Source organism: Gordonia sp. SCSIO 19800, assembly GCF_018132775.1.
Lineage (GTDB): Bacteria > Actinomycetota > Actinomycetes > Mycobacteriales > Mycobacteriaceae > Gordonia > Gordonia hongkongensis.
The window spans coordinates 39,709-56,273 of record NZ_JAGRQM010000009.1; the positions used below are offsets into that span (position 1 = coordinate 39,709).

The 16,565-nt window shown below is 67.8% G+C and carries 14 protein-coding genes; 7 read left to right on the top strand and 7 right to left on the bottom strand.

What is annotated here, in order from left to right; all coding sequences use genetic code 11:
* The first annotated feature begins 15 nt into the window (after nucleotides 1–15).
* Nucleotides 16–1,065 carry an ABC transporter substrate-binding protein gene (locus tag KB201_RS12340; protein ID WP_211539381.1) on the top strand — a complete coding sequence of 350 codons (1,050 nt, stop codon included), beginning with the start codon at nucleotides 16–18 and terminating at the stop codon, nucleotides 1,063–1,065.
* A 140-nt stretch (nucleotides 1,066–1,205) separates the two neighbouring features.
* Complete coding sequence (locus tag KB201_RS12345; protein ID WP_211539382.1) at nucleotides 1,206–1,694, top strand: carbonic anhydrase; 489 nt, start codon at nucleotides 1,206–1,208, stop codon at nucleotides 1,692–1,694.
* 19 nt (nucleotides 1,695–1,713) lie between these two features.
* Here the strand turns inward: KB201_RS12345 and KB201_RS12350 are convergent, their stop codons facing one another.
* Nucleotides 1,714–1,887 carry a hypothetical protein gene (locus KB201_RS12350; protein WP_211539383.1) on the bottom strand — a complete coding sequence of 58 codons (174 nt, stop codon included), beginning with the start codon at nucleotides 1,885–1,887 and terminating at the stop codon, nucleotides 1,714–1,716.
* Between the two features lie 155 nt (nucleotides 1,888–2,042).
* Here KB201_RS12350 and KB201_RS12355 point away from each other — a divergent pair, with 155 nt between their 5' ends.
* Nucleotides 2,043–5,045: a DEAD/DEAH box helicase gene (locus KB201_RS12355; RefSeq protein ID WP_249145385.1), complete on the top strand. Its 3,003-nt coding sequence runs from the start codon at nucleotides 2,043–2,045 to the stop codon at nucleotides 5,043–5,045.
* Nucleotides 5,042–5,848, top strand: a complete 807-nt coding sequence (locus KB201_RS12360; RefSeq protein WP_211539384.1) for a hypothetical protein — start codon at nucleotides 5,042–5,044, stop codon at nucleotides 5,846–5,848. The genes KB201_RS12355 and KB201_RS12360 overlap by 4 nt, the downstream gene beginning before the upstream one ends.
* 5 nt (nucleotides 5,849–5,853) lie before the next feature.
* On the opposite strand, the gene nrdF is transcribed toward KB201_RS12360, so the two are convergent.
* The 5 genes from nrdF to KB201_RS12385 all read right to left on the bottom strand — a co-directional run bounded on the left by nrdF (nucleotide 5,854) and on the right by KB201_RS12385 (nucleotide 11,082).
* Nucleotides 5,854–6,858, bottom strand: a complete 1,005-nt coding sequence (gene nrdF, locus KB201_RS12365) for a class 1b ribonucleoside-diphosphate reductase subunit beta (RefSeq protein WP_058252548.1) — start codon at nucleotides 6,856–6,858, stop codon at nucleotides 5,854–5,856.
* Between the two features lie 66 nt (nucleotides 6,859–6,924).
* Nucleotides 6,925–9,117 (bottom strand): class 1b ribonucleoside-diphosphate reductase subunit alpha, encoded by a 2,193-nt coding sequence (gene nrdE, locus KB201_RS12370; protein ID WP_058252547.1) that lies wholly within the window; start codon nucleotides 9,115–9,117, stop codon nucleotides 6,925–6,927.
* Between the two features lie 100 nt (nucleotides 9,118–9,217).
* Nucleotides 9,218–9,682, bottom strand: coding sequence for a class Ib ribonucleoside-diphosphate reductase assembly flavoprotein NrdI (nrdI, locus tag KB201_RS12375; protein WP_055475910.1), 465 nt, complete (start codon nucleotides 9,680–9,682; stop codon nucleotides 9,218–9,220).
* A 188-nt stretch (nucleotides 9,683–9,870) separates the two neighbouring features.
* On the bottom strand, nucleotides 9,871–10,104 hold the full coding sequence (locus KB201_RS12380; RefSeq protein ID WP_004019249.1) for a redoxin NrdH: 234 nt from the start codon (nucleotides 10,102–10,104) through the stop codon (nucleotides 9,871–9,873).
* A 420-nt stretch (nucleotides 10,105–10,524) separates the two neighbouring features.
* Complete coding sequence (locus KB201_RS12385; protein WP_055475908.1) at nucleotides 10,525–11,082, bottom strand: NAD(P)H-dependent oxidoreductase; 558 nt, start codon at nucleotides 11,080–11,082, stop codon at nucleotides 10,525–10,527.
* A gap of 118 nt (nucleotides 11,083–11,200) precedes the next feature.
* On the opposite strand from KB201_RS12385, the gene KB201_RS12390 reads away from it, so the two are divergent.
* Both KB201_RS12390 and hpxO read left to right on the top strand, forming a co-directional pair.
* The gene (locus KB201_RS12390; RefSeq protein WP_065632656.1) at nucleotides 11,201–11,827 is read left to right on the top strand and encodes a TetR/AcrR family transcriptional regulator; all 627 of its coding nucleotides are present in this window, start codon (nucleotides 11,201–11,203) and stop codon (nucleotides 11,825–11,827) included.
* A gap of 110 nt (nucleotides 11,828–11,937) precedes the next feature.
* Complete coding sequence (gene hpxO / locus KB201_RS12395) at nucleotides 11,938–13,095, top strand: FAD-dependent urate hydroxylase HpxO (protein WP_211539385.1); 1,158 nt, start codon at nucleotides 11,938–11,940, stop codon at nucleotides 13,093–13,095.
* Nucleotides 13,096–13,118: 23 nt separating this feature from the next.
* Here the strand turns inward: hpxO and eccB are convergent, their stop codons facing one another.
* On the bottom strand, nucleotides 13,119–14,615 hold the full coding sequence (gene eccB, locus KB201_RS12400) for a type VII secretion protein EccB (RefSeq protein WP_055475905.1): 1,497 nt from the start codon (nucleotides 14,613–14,615) through the stop codon (nucleotides 13,119–13,121).
* 203 nt (nucleotides 14,616–14,818) lie between these two features.
* Between eccB and eccE the strand changes: the two genes are divergently transcribed.
* A complete protein-coding gene (gene eccE / locus KB201_RS12405) occupies nucleotides 14,819–16,555 on the top strand; it encodes a type VII secretion protein EccE (RefSeq protein WP_055475942.1) in 1,737 nt (578 codons plus the stop codon).
* Nucleotides 16,556–16,565 lie beyond the last annotated feature (10 nt).

Sequence of the window (16,565 nt, forward strand, 5' to 3'; positions counted from 1 at the left end):
TGCTAGGTTGGGCGGGTGCAACGGAGGGTCACGGTCGCGAACGAGGCCGCCAGAAGTGTCGAGGCAGCCACCGGCGAGACCCGGCGCTCACTCGTCCGACGCATCGGCCTGGCGACCACGATCGGGTTGACCGTGGTCGCGCTGGCCTCCTGTTCGGGCGAGGAACCGCTGACGACTCCGGACGGCTCCCCCATCTCCACCGTGACGACACGGGTGGCGGAGGTGAACATCGTCTCGGCCGACCGTGATTACGCGAAGACGTGCCTCGCACCCACCGCGCCGGATCCGGGTGAGGCCGACGTCGACCGCATCGTCGTGACCGACCCCGCCGTCCTCGACGCGCTGTGCGCCCTCGGGCTCGGCCCCGAGGTCGTCGCGGTGGCTGCCGAACCCGGTTCCGTGCCCGAGTATCTCGGTCCCCAACTGACCTCGGTCCCGGCCATCGGACCGACGCCCGACGCCGCGGCGGTCGCCGACGCCGACGCCGGACTCGTCCTCACCACCGCCGACACCGCGGACTCCGCCCGCGCGTTCCCCGGTGTCCGCACCGTCACCATCCCGGCCGACGGCACCTGGCAAGAGCAGTTCCAGGCCGTCGCCGACGCCGTGAACCGCAGCGGGTCGGGTCGGACACGTCTCGCCGAGTACACGACCGAGGCGACCAAGACCGGCCGGCGTATGGACGCCTCGCACACCCAGGTGTCGCTGGTGCGATTCGGCGACGACTCCGAGACCATCGCCGGGATGAACACCTTCGCCGGCCAGGTGCTCGGGGACATCGGCGTCCAGCGGCCCGGCCCGCAGCGCGTGCCCGACTCCTTCGCCGTCACCGACGAGAACTTCCGCGACGCCGACGCCGACCTCATCTATGTGAGCTTCGAAGGCGAGGAAGGCCTCGCCCACGGGGAACAGGTCCTGCTCAGCGACGAATGGCTCAGCCTGGGCGCACCCGTGTGGAAACGTGTGCTCGCCGTCGACGACGACGTCTGGTACGAGTCCTCGGGACTCGCCGCCGCCTGGCTGGTCCTCAACGACGTCAAGGGCTCACTCGACGGCAACTCCTGACGGTCTCCGATCGGCAGGTGTCGCGCATCGTTGCCCCAGGCGCAACGATGCGCTACATCTGCCGGGTGCCGTTTCGGCCACTTCCGATCACCCACGTCCAAACCCTCGCCGGGGCGACGTCGACACATCAGGATCGGCGCATGAGTGTCACCGACGAATGCCTCGAGAACAACGCCGAATACGCCAAGACCTTCACCGGGCCGTTGCCCCTGCCGCCGGCCAAGCACGTCGCGGTGGTGGCCTGTATGGACGCCCGCCTCGACGTCTACCGCATCCTCGGATTGAACGAGGGCGAGGCCCACGTGATCCGCAACGCCGGCGGGGTGGTGACCGACGACGAGATCCGCTCCCTGGCCATCAGTCAGCGACTGCTCGGCACCACCGAGATCATCCTCATCCACCACACCGACTGCGGCATGCTGACGTTCACCGACGACGACTTCAAGCGCCAGATCCAGGACGAGATCGGGCAGAAGCCCGCGTGGTCGGCGGAGGCGTTCGCCGATCTCGACGAGGACGTCCGCCAATCGATCACCCGGATCCAGAACAGCCCGTTCGTCACCAAGACCACGTCGTTGCGCGGGTTCGTCTTCGACGTCGCGACCGGACTCCTGCGCGAGGTGTCCTGACCCGGGTTACCCGACCTTCCTACGAGTCGCCGCCCTCGGAGCGCTGGACCGCTTCGGGGGCGTTCTCGCGCGTGGCCATCCCGCCCTCGCGTCCGTGGTCCTGCGGGCCGGGCGGATCCTTCTCGACTTCTTTGTCCGGACCCTTGCCGGTATCCCTGTCCCCCGAGGTCGCGGAGCTCTCGGACTGTCCCATCGGTACCTCCTACGATCGTTCCGGCCGGTCTGCCGGGCGACGATCGTCGATACCCGGCTCCCCGAACGGGCAAACCACTGTCGGGTGGTCTCGCGCACCGTCCGCCGTCGACGACTGGTGTCGTAGCCCGTCGCTAAACTGGCCGACGATCCTCCATGCCACATGATGCGCCGTCCAGCGGGCAGCCTGCCACCGACTCTGCCCCGAAGCCCAGCCCCGCCGAGCCCCTGCACGCCCTGTGGCGACCGGGCGTCGGCCTGGCGGTGTGGGTCGACGGGGACCCGTCCGATCTCGCCGCGCCCCTTCGCGACCTACTCGACGGCCGTCGCTTCCGCAGCGAGATCCCCGTCGTCGACGCCGACGGCCACCGACGTTTCGTCCGCGCCGCGACGTTGGGCATGACGTCGGCGATCACGCTTCTCGACGCGTCGCGATCCATCGCGGTGACCGGCGATGTCCGCTGGTATCGATATCTCCTCGACGGTGTGCGGGCCTTCGTGCGGTCGGGCACCGTGGCGCCGTCGGTCCAGCAGGTGGCCGGCGAGTGGATGGTGCGCTGGGTCGTCGTCGCGACGCCGACGTGGCGCAGCTGGCATGCCGTCTTCGTGGGAAGCGCTCCGGATGCGCTGTTGCACAACGGGTCCGCACCCGCGCTGGACGACTTCCTCGCCGAACTCGTCGACCACGAATGCCGTTCTGCCATCGCTCGTTCCACCGTCCGCCTCGGTGAACCACGGCCCGCGTCACCCATCGTGCGGGCACTGCTCCCCGACGCCGATCCCCGCCCGCCCAGCTCGCCGGAACGTCTCGCCGCCGCCGCGGGTGGCTGGTCGCGGTGGAACGCCGGCGCTCCGCGCGACGATCGTTCACTCATCTTCCGGCTGCACGAACCCGAGTACGACGACCTCGCCGACACTCCGTGGGCCGACGAATGGGACGACGACACCGTCGACCCGCCGAGCCGCTCCGAGGTGGCCGAGACCTCGCGGTGGCGACTGCAGGTCTGTCGTCGGAGCATCGACGGACAGGTCGAACCCGTCGCGCCGCACCGCCTCGACGCCCACGAACTCGACGAACTGACGACCGAGTTGGCTGCGGCAGTCCGCGAATTCCCCGAACTGGGCCGCGCCGACCCCGATCGGGGCTCCCTCGACTTCCTGCTGCCGACCGCGATCGCGGAAGAACTCTTCGCCACGGGCGCGGCGGCGCTCGGCGCCGTCGGCATCCCGGTTCTGCTGCCGAGGACGATCGCCGAGGTCCGTCCGAGTCTGACCCTGCGCGCGCTCGCCCCGCCCGGCGGCGGGGCACCGGCGGCGATGGTCGGCCTGCGGGAGATCCGGGAGTTCGAGTGGCGTCTCGCCCTCGGCGACACCCCCGACGCGATCACGCTCACCGACGCCGACCTCGACGAATTGTCCGGCCAGAAAGGCGATCTGGTCCGCGTGCGCGGGGTGTGGATGCGCGCCGAGGGCGCCGCGCTGACCCGGGCAGCCACGTTCGTCGCCACCCAACGCGCGCTGGCCGCGGCCGAACCGCCGAGCGACTTCGGCGAGCTGTTCAATCTCGTCACCGGCGAGTCGGACCGTCTACCCGTACCGGTGTCACGAGTCGAAGGCCTCTCCTGGCTCGACGACGTCGCCGACACCGGCGTCCTTCGTCCCGAATCCGTCGCGCCACCGACGGGGTTGACCGCCACCCTGCGTCCCTACCAGCAGCGCGGCCTGGACTGGCTCGCCCATCTGGCGACTCTCGGTGTGGGCGGCGTGCTGGCCGACGACATGGGCCTGGGCAAGACCCTGCAGGTCATCGCTCTGGAATGCCACGAGCGCAGCGGTCCGTCCGCGTCGCCTGCCGATGATCGTCGGAAGCCGACGCTCGTCGTCTGCCCGATGTCCCTGGTCGGCAACTGGGCGCGGGAGTTCGCCCGGTTCGCGCCCGCGCTCCGTGTGGCGATCCACCACGGGCCGTCCCGCGAGTCCGGGGCGGCGTTCGCCAGCGTCCGCGAGTCCGTCGACATCGTGGTCACCACCTTCGCGATCGCGGCGCGCGACCACGAGCTGCTGTCCTCACGACCATGGCATCGAATCGTGGTCGACGAGGCCCAGCACCTCAAGAACGTGAACACCATTGCGGCCAAGGCGGTTCGGACGGTCCCCGCCGACCACCGACTCGCCCTCACCGGCACCCCGGTCGAGAACCGCCTGGAGGATCTCCGCGCCGTCATCGACCTGGTCAACCCCGGCCTGCTCGGGTCCGCGTCGGTGTTCCGTGCACGCTACGCCGAACCGATCGAACGGGATCGTGACCCGGCCGCCCTCCGACGGTTGTCCGCGATCACCCGGCCGTTCATCCTGCGCCGCGAGAAGACCGATCCGGCGATTGCCGCCGACCTCCCGGAGAAGGCGGACTTCGCCGTCCGGGCCAACCTCACCGTCGAGCAGGCGGCGCTGTACCGCGCGGTGATCGACGAACTGATGGCGGCATTGCGCGACAAGCAGCAGCGCACACTACGACGCCGCAACGTGCTGGCCGCACTGACCCGCCTCAAGCAGGTGTGCAACCACCCCGCGCACTATCTCGCCGACGGCACCGACCTCGTCCGCGACGGCGAACACCGCTCCGGCAAGGTCGAACTGCTGGCCGACATCGTCTCCACCGTCGCCGAGGAGGGCGACCGCGCATTGGTCTTCACCCAGTTCGCCGCCTTCGGTGACATGCTGTCGTCGTGGTTGTCCGCGGAGTTCGGCAGCGAGATCCCGCTCCTGCACGGCGGTCTGGGTCGCACCGAGCGCGACCGCCTCGTCGCCGCCTTCCAGTCCGACGACGGGCCGCCGGTCCTGCTGGCGACGCTGAAAGCCGGCGGCACCGGGCTCAACCTGACCGCGGCCAACAACGTCATTCACGTCGATCGGTGGTGGAACCCGGCCGTCGAGGACCAGGCCACCGACCGCGCCTACCGGATCGGCCAGGACCAGAAGGTGTCGGTGCATCGGTTCGTCTGTGTCGGCACCATCGAGGAGCGCATCGACGACATGATCGCCAAGAAACGTGAGCTGTCCCGGCTGACGGTCGCGGCCGGCGAGAACTGGGTGTCCGACCTCGCCGACGACGAGCTCTTCGAACTCTTCCGGCTGCGCGACGAGGCGGTCAGCGAATGACGGTGCGCAAGAAGGGCACGCAACGACGCGGTGAGCGTGGCACGATCGCGGTCCGCGGCTATGGCCTCACCTCGTGGTCACGCGCCTTCGTCGATGTCGTCGAGGGCCGCGGCGCCGACGGCGAATCGGTCGCCGACAGCCGTCGTATCACCAAGGCGCGCAGGTATTTCCGCGATCGGCATCTGCGCGGCCTGCGGATCGACGCCGGCCGGGTGACCGCCTCGGTGGAGGGCACCCAGCTCGAGCCGTTCGACGTCATCCTGACCACCCGCACCGTCGACACCCCGACACTCGCGAACCTACTCCGCGAGCGCAACGCTGGCGATGAACTCATGCTGCTCACCCGCGGCGAACAGCCGCCGGCGCTGGGTGAGCTGCTGGTGCCCACCGAATCCGCCGACGTCGAGACCGACTGCACGTGCCCCGACGAGGCGCCGCGGTGCATCCATGCGCTCGTCACCTGTTACGAGGTGGCCGCCGAGATCGACCGCACCCCGTTGACCCTGCTGACCGTGATGGGCACCGACCTGCGAGCGCTGCTGGCCGAGATCGACTCTCGCCCTCCGGCATCACGGTCCTCGGACGACGCCGGGTCGGAGTCGTTGCAGGTCGACGACTTCTACGGCACCGCGTCGACGCTGCCGCCGCTGCCGTCGCCGTCGCGGATGAACCCGCTGACCGCGCTCGACGGCGGCGAACTACGGGCGGCGTTGCGAGCCACCGGCGTCGCGCCCGCCGACATCGCCGAGGCGATCGACGAGCTCGGCGATCTCTACGACCGCCTCACCGCCGGCGATTCGTAGCGAAACTAGAAGTCCCAGTCCTCGTCCTCGGTGTTGACGGCCTTGCCGATGACGTAGGAACTGCCCGACCCGGAGAAGAAGTCGTGGTTCTCGTCGGCGTTGGGCGACAGCGCCGACAGGATCGCCGGGTTCACGTCGGTCTCGTCGCGCGGGAACATGGCCTCGTAGCCCAGATTCATCAGGGCCTTGTTCGCGTTGTAGCGCAGGAACTTCTTGACGTCCTCGCTCAGCCCGACCTCGTCGTACAGAGCCTCGGTGTAGTCACTCTCGTTGTCGTAGAGCTCGAACAGCAACTCGAAGGTGTAGTCCTTGAGCTCCTGACGACGCTCCGGGGTCTCGACCTCGAGTCCGCGCTGATACTTGTAGCCGATGTAGTACCCGTGCACCGCTTCGTCGCGGATGATGAGGCGGATCAGGTCGGCGGTGTTGGTGAGCTTCGCGCGGCTGGACCAGTACATCGGCAGGTAGAAGCCGGAGTAGAACAGGAACGACTCGAGCAGCGTCGAGGCGACCTTGCGCTTCAGCGGGTCGTCGCCACGGTAGTAATCCATGACGATCTGCGCCTTGCGCTGCAGCTGCTCGTTCTCCTCCGACCAGCGGAACGCCTCATCGATCTCCTTGGTGGAGCACAGAGTGGAGAAGATCGAGCTGTAGCTCTTGGCGTGCACCGACTCCATGAAGGCGATGTTGGTGAGCACCGCCTCCTCGTGCGGAGTGGTGGCGTCCGGGATCAGCGACACCGCGCCGACCGTGCCCTGGATGGTGTCGAGCAGGGTGAGACCGGTGAACACCCGCATGGTGAGCTGCTTCTCGTATTCGGTGAGCGTGCCCCACGACGGGATGTCGTTGGACACCGGCACCTTTTCGGGTAACCAGAAGTTGCCGGTGAGGCGATCCCACACCTCGGCGTCTTTCTCGTCGGGTACGCGGTTCCAGTTGATCGCCGAGACCCGGCTGACCAGCTTGATGGGCGCTCCGTCGGCGGGGCTGTGGCTTTGGGTGGAGGTCATGACTTTTCCTCGTCTAACTGGTCAATTGGAGTCTGGAAGTCCTGAAAGATGTTGCCTCGCAGCAGATCACAACATGCAGCTGACGCAACCCTCCACCTCGGTCCCCTCGAGCGCGATCTGGCGCAGGCGGATGTAGTAGAGCGTCTTGATGCCCTTGCGCCATGCGTAGATCTGCGCCTTGTTGACGTCGCGGGTGGTGGCGGTGTCCTTGAAGAAGAGAGTCAGGCTGAGGCCCTGATCGACGTGCTGCGTGGCCGCGGCGTAGGTGTCGATGATCTTCTCGTACCCGATCTCGTACGCGTCCTGGTAGTACTCCAGGTTGTCGTTCGTCATGTACGGCGCCGGGTAGTAGACGCGGCCGATCTTGCCTTCCTTGCGGATCTCGATCTTGGCGGCGACCGGGTGGATCGAACTGGTCGAGTGGTTGATGTAGCTGATCGAACCGGTCGGCGGGACGGCCTGCAGGTTCTGGTTGTAGATGCCGTCACGCTGGACGGCGGCCTTCAGCTCGCGCCAGTCGTCCTGGGTCGGAATGGCGATCCCGGCCTGCCCGAACAGGTCTCGCACCTTCTGGGTCGCCGGCTCCCACACCTTCTCGGTGTACTTGTCGAAGAACTCACCGCTCGCGTACTTCGACTTCTCGAAGCCGGTGAACGCCCGGCCGCGCTCGGCGGCGATCCGGTTCGACGCGCGCAGCGCGTGATAGAGCACCGTGTAGAAGTAGATGTTCGTGAAGTCGATGCCTTCTTCGCTGCCGTAGAAGACCCGCTCACGCGCCAGGTATCCGTGCAGGTTCATCTGCCCCAGGCCGATGGCGTGGGACTGATTGTTGCCGTGCTCGATCGAGGGCACCGACGTGATCGTGGTCTGGTCGCTCACCGCGGTGAGGCCACGGATCGCGGTCTCGATGGTCTGGCCGATGTCGGGCGAATCCATCGTCTTGGCAATGTTCAGCGAACCCAGGTTGCACGAGATGTCCTTGCCCACTTCGGCATAGGACAGGTCGTCGTTGAAGGTCGACGGCGTCGACACCTGCAGGATCTCCGAGCACAGATTGGAGTGCGTGATCTTGCCGTCGATCGGGTTGGCCCGGTTCACCGTGTCCTCGAACATGATGTACGGGTATCCCGACTCGAACTGCAGCTCGGCGAGGGTCTGGAAGAACTCGCGCGCCTTGATCTTGGTCTTGCGGATGCGACGGTCCTCGACCATCTCGTGGTACTTGTCCGTCACGTTGACGTCGGCGAACGGTACGCCGTAGACACGTTCGACGTCGTACGGACTGAACAGGTACATGTCGTCGTTGGCCTTGGCCAGCTCGAACGTGATGTCCGGGATGACCACACCAAGCGACAGGGTCTTGATACGGATCTTCTCGTCCGCGTTCTCGCGCTTGGTGTCGAGGAAGCGATAGATGTCGGGGTGGTGTGCGTGCAGGTACACCGCGCCCGCGCCCTGCCGGGCACCGAGCTGGTTGGCGTAGGAGAAGGAGTCCTCCAGCAGCTTCATGATCGGGATGACACCCGAACTCTGGTTCTCGATCTTCTTGATCGGCGCACCGTGCTCACGGATGTTGCTGAGCAGCAAGGCAACTCCGCCGCCGCGCTTGGAGAGCTGCAAGGCCGAGTTGATCGACCGGCCGATCGACTCCATGTTGTCCTCGATACGCAGCAGGAAGCACGAGACGGGTTCGCCGCGCTGCTTCTTGCCGGAGTTGAGGAAGGTCGGCGTCGCCGGCTGGAACCGGCCGTCGATGATCTCGTCGGTGAGGTTGCGCGCGAGGGCCGTGTCGCCGTCGGCCAGGGTCAGCGCCACCATGCACACGCGATCCTCGAAACGCTCCAGGTACCGCTTGCCGTCGAACGTCTTGAGCGTGTAGCTCGTGTAGTACTTGAACGCCCCGAGGAAGGTCGGGAAACGGAACTTCTTGCTGTAGGCGTGCCCGAAGAGGCTCTTGACGAACTCGCGGTCGTACTTCGCAAGGACCTCGGGCTCGTAGTAGTTCTCCTCGACGAGGTAGTCGAGCTTCTCGTCGAGATCGTGGAAGAAGACCGTGTTCTGGTTGACGTGCTGCAGGAAGTACTGGTTCGCGGCTTCGCGATCCTTGTCGAACTGGATCTTGCCCTCGGCGTCGTACAGGTTGAGCATCGCATTGAGGGCGTGGTAGTCGAGCTCGCCCGGGTCGTGTCCCGAGGGCCCGGGGTGCACACCCGACTTGCTGGCTGAAGTGGTGTCCGAGACGGCGGCGGTGGGCGACACGACAGATGACTCCTGCGGGTAGTGGTGGCTGTTACCGAGGGCCGGTGCGGCCAGAGTATGGGAGGGGTACGACAAAGCCTGATCGAGCGGAATCCGCAGGTCAGGCGGGCGAGGCGCTGAGCGACACGCTCGCCGCGAACGCCGGACTCTGGGCGAATTCGGCGAGTCCCGCGCGGACGCGGTCGACATCGTCGGAGGTGCCCATCAATTCGAACCGGTAGAGGTAGGGGACGTGGCACTTCCGTGCGATGACATCGCCGGCGTAACAGAACTCCTCGCCGAAGTTCGTGTTACCCGCCGCGATCACCCCCCTGATCGATGACCGATTGTGTTCGTCGTTGAGGAAGCGGATGACCTGCTTGGGAACGTAGCCGCCGGGTTGCCCCGTCGCCTTGCCCCCGCCGTAGGTCGGGCAGACCAGGACATACGGCTCGTCGACACGGAAAACACCGGTCCGATCGAGGACCGGGATGCGCACGGCGCGCATGTCCAGTTTCTCGACGAACCGGTGGGTGTTCTCCGAGACGGAGGAGAAATACACGATCAACGGCGATTCTGCCGCCATGTCTCCTCCAGCCGGTAGTTCTCGTGATCTCGCCGGCCGTGTCCGGCCCGGCACTGTCGGTGTCAACGCCGTGAGCGGCGTGACCATTTCCTCGATGACCTCGCGATGCGATGTGATCCGGCTTCCCCGTCGGATCGCCTCTGCACCGCCGGTCGGGCGGGCGATGTCACCGTGATGGTGACGGCAGATCAGGCAGCGGCGGTGGCGAGTGCCTTGATGCGGTCGGGACGGAAGCCCGACCAGTGCGCGTCACCGGCAACCACGACGGGTGCCTGCAGGTAGCCGAGCGCCATCACGTAGTCACGCGCCTCGGCATCTTCGCTGATGTCGACGATCTCATAGGACAGACCCTGCTTGTCGAGGGCCTTGTAGGTGGCATTGCACTGGACGCAGGCCGGCTTCGTGTAGACGGTGATAGACATTCGGAGGTACTCCTCGGGTCGTAGGAATCGCCAGTGACGTGCGGTTTCCCAGCGTGAAGATGGTGACCTGGATCACCATCGTGGTGGCTTTCTCCGAGGAGTCGAACTGCTTCTCGTCGTCTGCCTGACTGGTAGCTCAAACACTACACCTAGTGGCTGACATTTCTGGTCACCACAAGGGCTTGTGAATAACATTGATGGAAGACATGCAGGTCGGAGCGGTGCACGATCACAAATCCCCCGCGTGTCCTCCGCGCGTCCGGCGTGTCGTTCACAGGCTGTCCCGAGGCGGTCCACAACATGTCCACCGACCATCCACATCCGCCCCCGGTCGCACTCGCGGCCCGACGCCGGCACCCCCGGACACGACGACGCCGCGCCGGGCAAGGGCCGGGCGCGGCGTCGGGACGTTGGTGCGGGTCAGGCGCTGACAGCGACCTCGTCGACGAGCCGGGTGACGGACGCGACGACCTTCTCGACGACCTCCGGAGAATCCAGGCCGGCCTCGGGCAGTGCCGCGAGCTGCAGACCGAGGTCGGCTTCCGCGATCGCGCGACCGCCGGCGATGCCGACCGACTTACGGGTGTCCTCACGGGTCCACGCGCCGCCGTACTGGCCGAGGGCCGCGCTCAGCACCGCGACGGGCTTGCCCGTGAGCGCGCCGGTGCCGTAGGGCCGCGACAACCAGTCGATGGCGTTCTTGAGTGCGGCGGGGATGGTGCCGTTGTACTCGGGGGTCGCGATCAGCACGCCGTCGGCGGCGCCGACGATCTGGCGCAGGTTCGCCACGGCTGGGTCGAGCTGCTCCTCGATGTCGATGTCCTCGCTGTAGAACGGCAGCGAGCCGAGATTGTCGACGACCGTGATGGAGACTCCCGACGGCGCATTGTCCGCGGCCAGGTGGGCGAGCTGGCGGTTGACCGAGGCCGTACGCAGGCTTCCGACCAGCGCGACCAGTTCGACGACTCGTTCCGACATGTGATTCCTCTCGATGGCACAGGAGTCCGTGGAAGTCCACGCGACCTTGTCTACGACATGCTCTAACCGGACCAGGGTCCGATTCATTCCGCATCTGGTCAAGAGTTACGCTCATCACGTGCCAAACGGGCCCGACCACTCCCCACTCCACATCTCGCTCAATTCTTCGGGGACCGAACGTGCCGACGCCGCACGTAACCGGCGTCTGCTGCTGGCTGCCGCCAAGAACCTCATCGATCACCACGGTGCGGCCGCGGTGACGATGGAGGCGGTTGCCCGCGAAGCGGGTGTGGGCAAGGGCACAGTGTTCCGTCGCTTCGGCAGCCGGACCGGGCTCATGCTCGCTCTCCTCGACCACAGCGAGTCCGAGATCCAGCAGGCGTATCTGTCCGGTCCGGAGCCGCTGGGTCCCGGCGCTCCCCCGCTCGACCGACTCCTCGCCTACGGTCGCGCTCGCCTCAAGCTCACCGCCGACCACCTCGACATCCTGCTGGAGGCCGGCGCCGGCGCCGAGGACTTCATGAGTCACCCGGTGGCCCGAACGTCCACCCAGCATGTGCAGATCCTGTTGCGCCAGTTGGGTTTCGACGGCGCGCTGGATTTCCTGGCCCTCACTGTCCAGGCGCCGCTCTCGGCGAGTTCGGTCCGCTACCTGTTGGTGGACGTCGGGCTCGACCTCGAGACGATCACCCATCAGTGGCAGGACATGGTCACCGCGCTCGTCACCGGACACGACCGGTCCTGACCCGTCGGGTCCATCCCGGTCACGACGTCCTCGCGGCGGCGGGTCAGGCGGCGAGGTGTCCGGCGTACTCGCCGCGCGCCGCGGCTCGCGGACACCTAGCCTGGGTTCCTGTGAAAGCTGTGATCATCGGCGCCGGTATGGGCGGGACCTCGGCGGGCATCGCGTTGCGACAGCTCGGGCACGAGGTCGAGATATACGAGCAGGTCACCGAGAACCGCCCCGTCGGCGCGGCGATCTCGGTGTGGTCCAACGGGGTCAAGTGCCTGAACCACCTCGGCCTCGAAGCCGAGACCGCCGCGCTGGGCGGCATCGTCGATTCGATGAGCTACATCGACGCATTCACCGGAGAGACGATGTGCCGCTTCAGCATGGCACCGCTCATCGACGAGGTCGGGCAACGTCCTTACCCGATCGCACGCGCCGAACTCCAGCTCATGCTCATGAACGCCTTCGGCCACGACGAGATCCGGTTCGGCAAGAAGATGGTCGCCGTCCACGACGGTCCGGACGGCGCCACTGTCGAATTCGCCGACGGCACCACTGCCCAGGGTGATGTCGTCATCGCCGCCGACGGTGCGAGATCGCTTGCCCGCGACCATGTGCTCGGTCACGCGGTCGAGCGTCGTTACGCGGGGTACGTGAACTTCAACGGACTCGTCCCGATCGACGAGGAGATCGGACCGGCCACCGAATGGACCACCTACGTGGGCGATTCGCGTCGGGTATCGGTGATGCCGGTGGCGGGCAACCGGTTCTACTTCTTCTTCGACGTGACCATGCCTGAAGGGGTTCCGTTCGAACGTGGAACCGCACGCGAGGTGCTCGCCGAGGAGTTCGCCGGATGGGCGCCCGGCGTCCAGAAGCTCATCGAGACACTGGATCCCGCGACCACCAACCGCGTCGAGATCCTCGACATCGATCCGTTCCACACCTGGGTCCGGGGACATGTAGCACTACTCGGCGACGCCGCACACAACACCACCCCCGACATCGGGCAGGGTGGTTGTTCGGCGATGGAAGATGCGATCGCCCTGCAGTTCGCCTTCCGTGATCACGCCGACGACCTGCACGCGGCCCTCGCGACCTATGAGGCGTCACGCACCGAACGGGCCGCCGACCTCGTGCTCCGCGCACGGAAGCGCTGCGACGTCACGCACGGCAAGGACCCGGAGGCGACCGCGGCCTGGTACGAGGAACTGCGATCCGAGGATGGCACCAACGTCATCCGCGGGATCGTCGGCAACATCGTCGGCGGCCCGCTCACGTAGGGCCGCGGCGGGAGCGCCGTCGATCATCCGCCGGTCGAGGGTCCTTCGGTGTGCTCCGCGCCGGCGTCGAGTCGTGCGGTCTCCAGGCCGTCGTGCGCGACGAGGGCGTTCTCGCGCGAGAGGGTCGGCCCGGGCGCCAGCAGCGACACCACCGACCACGGCGCGCGGGACGGTGAATCCCCGAGCCCGAGGATGCCGCCGGTCTCGAAGTCCGGCACGCCGAACCGCACACCCGAATCGTTGACGTAGAACAGCGATTCGGTGCGCGAGCTGTCCGCCTCGTTGCCGGTCACCTGCAGATACTGGCCCGAGCCCGGCGGCATGTAGACCGCGTCGAGGTTCGGTCCGGCACCATCGGACGACGTCAGCCGGACCGGCACCGCGTCCGACGCGAGCGGCAGTTCACGCCCCGCGAGCAACGTCGTCTGTGCGCGCGGCTCCCCCGTCCCGCGGGTCCAGGTGCGGCACAGCGTCGGATCGCCGCCCACGTCCAGCAGCGTCGGCGCGACTTCGGGAAAGTCCGAGACGGGTTCCGACTCCACGGTTCTCAGCGCAGCGAGCTGCCCCGGGGCGACGGTGGTCACCGGAGCTGCGTCGGAGTCGGCCAGCCGCATGAGTTCGGCGGTCGGGGCGCTGATCTCCTGCACCCCGTCGCGCAGCACCAGATGATAGGACGTCGTGTCGTCGACACCGACCGACTTGACGACACTGCCGACACTCGCGCCGTCGACTGCCCCGGGCTGGCCGGCACCCGAGATCTCCGGCACGGCAAGCGGATCGACCAGTGGGAAGGTGTTGAGTAGGCCGGTGGACATCTGCCGGGGCGTGGCCCCCTCGAGACCGAGGGCCCGCATGACGGGCGCGCTCTCGGTGTCGACAGCGGCACGGACCGGACTCCAGACACCGTCCCGGAACAGCTGATACACCAGGAAGGTCTGGTCGCCGCCATCGACGAGCACGGCGTCGGCGGGGTTCGCCGTCCCGATCGCGTCACCCAGACGCGGCGTCTCGGCGATGACGGTCTGCTCGATCGACTCGACCGGCGCGTCCGACACGGTCGACGAATCGCAGACCGTCCAGGTGGAGGAGTCCGGGTGCGCCGACTTCGGCAGTGCCGCCGGCGCACCCGGGATGCCCAACAGGGGTCCGCGCGGGTACGGCTTGAGCTTGTTGTCCCCGACCGAGGTCGGCGACTCCGAGCTACCCGTCACCAGCCGTGCCGAGGCCAGGTTGAGGACGGGATGCAGGGTGTCCTCGATCAGGACGTAGGTGCTGCCGCTGTTCTTGCTGACGATGATCGTGGCGTCGCCGACGGACCCCTGCGGCCGGATCAGGCCCCAGATTCCACACCCGCCGAGGACCAGCAGACCGAGGACGGTCCCGACCACGAGCGCCTGCAACTGTGAACGCATGGGATCGTGCAACATCCGGACGTCGCGTCGTACCAGGGCGTGCTCGAGCCTCTTGATCAGGAAACGGTAGCCGTTGACCTGGGCTTTGGTCGTCAGCTGACGTGCCACGGCTCCCCCTGTCCGCACCCGGGCCGCGGCGTCGGACCTTCTCCGGCGGCGAGCGGGTTGTGATCTCCTGCGGCATACCCCCTGCCGCGCGGTAGTAGCCTAACCGACAAACATGCCCCTGACGTGTGGGGCTCCACCGCTTGTGCACACTCTCGGTGGACGGCACACGCCAGTCGGCAGCGGTGATCGAGGGGGTCGCAACCGTGGAGCGGAACAGGCGTGGGATCGCACTGCCCACACTCGTCGTGATCGAGGCGGTGCTGGCGCTCGGACTCGTCGTCTGGGTGGTGTCCGGCAGCGTCTGGGGTGCAACCGCACTCGGCGTGGCCGCGGTCGTCTCCGCAGGTCTGGTGCGGGTCGGCGGCCGGCCGTCGGTGTTCGGTCGAATCGTGGCGAATCTGTCGTTCTCGTGGTCGCGGATGCGCCGCGACCACGCCGATCTCGCCCCGGCCCCGTTCGACATCCCGCTGCCCGCCCCCAGTACCCACGCCACCGCACGGCGGACATCGGCTCCGACGACCATCGGCGCGAGGTGGGTCGGCGACACCCTGGTCACCGTCGTCCGGGTGGACCCGGGCAGCCCGGCCGTCACCTACCTGACCCCGGGCCACAGCGAACTCGGCGACGAATCGGGCCAGGTGGTGCCCCTCGGCGTCCTGGCCGAGTGCATCAGTCCCTACGACATCCGGCTCAGCTCCATCGAGGTCATCAGTCACGGTGTGCGCGTGTGGGGTTCGGGCATCGCGCCGGACACCTACGACCGCACCCTGGGCCCGCTGTCGGCGACGGCCCAACGGTCGGTGCTGGTCGTCCTCCGGCTCAATCCCCTCGACTGCGCCGACGCCGTCGCCCGCCGCGGGGGCGGCGCGACCGGTGCACTGCGCACCGCGACGGTGACCACCCGCCGCGTCGCCAAGAGGCTCGCCGAACACGGCTTGTCGACGACCATCCTGTCGGCGGCACAGATCACCGCCATCACGGCGCAGCTCATCGAGGGCGCAAGCCTCGACTCGCTCGCCGAGGAACGCGACTCGGTCGGCGTCGCCGGTCTGCGGATGCGCAGCGCCGCCGTCGAACCGGCCGCCCTGACCGACGTGCTGCGCGGCATCTGGGTCAACTCCGCGGTCTCGACGACCGTCACCGTGAAGTTGTGCCCACGAGTCACCGAGGGCAGGCGTCGCGGCGATCGCACGACGGTCGAGGTGTCCGGGATCGTCCGCGTCAACGAGTTCCCCGCCGCGAGGCGCGCACTCGGTGGATGGCCCGCGGGTCTGATCCCCCTCGACGGCCGCCAGTTCGACGCTCTCGCAGCGAGTCTCCCCATCTCGACGCCGACCCGGCTCGACCGGGCCGTACCCGCACTCACGGGTTCGGAGGCGGAGGCGTTCCTCGCCTCGGCGCGTATCCCGGCAGGCGGTTGCGGCCAGCTCATCGGCGCCGATCACGCCGGCCGCGCGGTCGCCACCCGGCTCGTCGGACCCGGTATCTCCACGGTCTCGGTCGCCGCGGGCATTCACGTCGTGGCCCAGATCGCTCTCCGCGCAGTCGCGGTCGGTGCCGCGGTGCGCGTGCACACCGACCGCCCGCACCGGTGGACCCCGGTGGTCACCGCCGTGGGCGATCCGAGCGCGCTGTCACTCTCGGGCGACCGCACCCCGGCGCGCCCCGGCCCCGGCCTGGTCATCGTCGACGGTGTGGCGCCACCTTCCCCACAACCCGACACCACGCGGATGATCGTCGTCGCACCGGGCCTCGGCGAACCCGCCGACGGCGCCACCGTCGCGCTGCGTCAGAATCCGCGTACGCCACAGGACATCGCACTCGACACCGGCGGGCGGCCGATCCTGGTCACCATGGTCGCGACCCCCGACGAATGGAACCTGATCGGCGGCTACCCCGAACCCGCGGGCACCGCTGCGGCTACTCCGGTCCGGCGCTGACGGACTGACA

Coding starts and splice junctions, on each gene's coding strand:
- KB201_RS12345 (WP_211539382.1), top strand. CDS start 1,206: ATGAGTGTCACCGACGAATGCCTCGAGAACAACGCCGAATACGCCAAG.
- KB201_RS12350 (WP_211539383.1), bottom strand. CDS start 1,887: ATGGGACAGTCCGAGAGCTCCGCGACCTCGGGGGACAGGGATACCGGC.
- KB201_RS12355 (WP_249145385.1), top strand. CDS start 2,043: ATGCCACATGATGCGCCGTCCAGCGGGCAGCCTGCCACCGACTCTGCC.
- KB201_RS12360 (WP_211539384.1), top strand. CDS start 5,042: ATGACGGTGCGCAAGAAGGGCACGCAACGACGCGGTGAGCGTGGCACG.
- nrdF (WP_058252548.1), bottom strand. CDS start 6,858: ATGACCTCCACCCAAAGCCACAGCCCCGCCGACGGAGCGCCCATCAAG.
- nrdI (WP_055475910.1), bottom strand. CDS start 9,682: ATGGCGGCAGAATCGCCGTTGATCGTGTATTTCTCCTCCGTCTCGGAG.
- KB201_RS12380 (WP_004019249.1), bottom strand. CDS start 10,104: ATGTCTATCACCGTCTACACGAAGCCGGCCTGCGTCCAGTGCAATGCC.
- KB201_RS12385 (WP_055475908.1), bottom strand. CDS start 11,082: ATGTCGGAACGAGTCGTCGAACTGGTCGCGCTGGTCGGAAGCCTGCGT.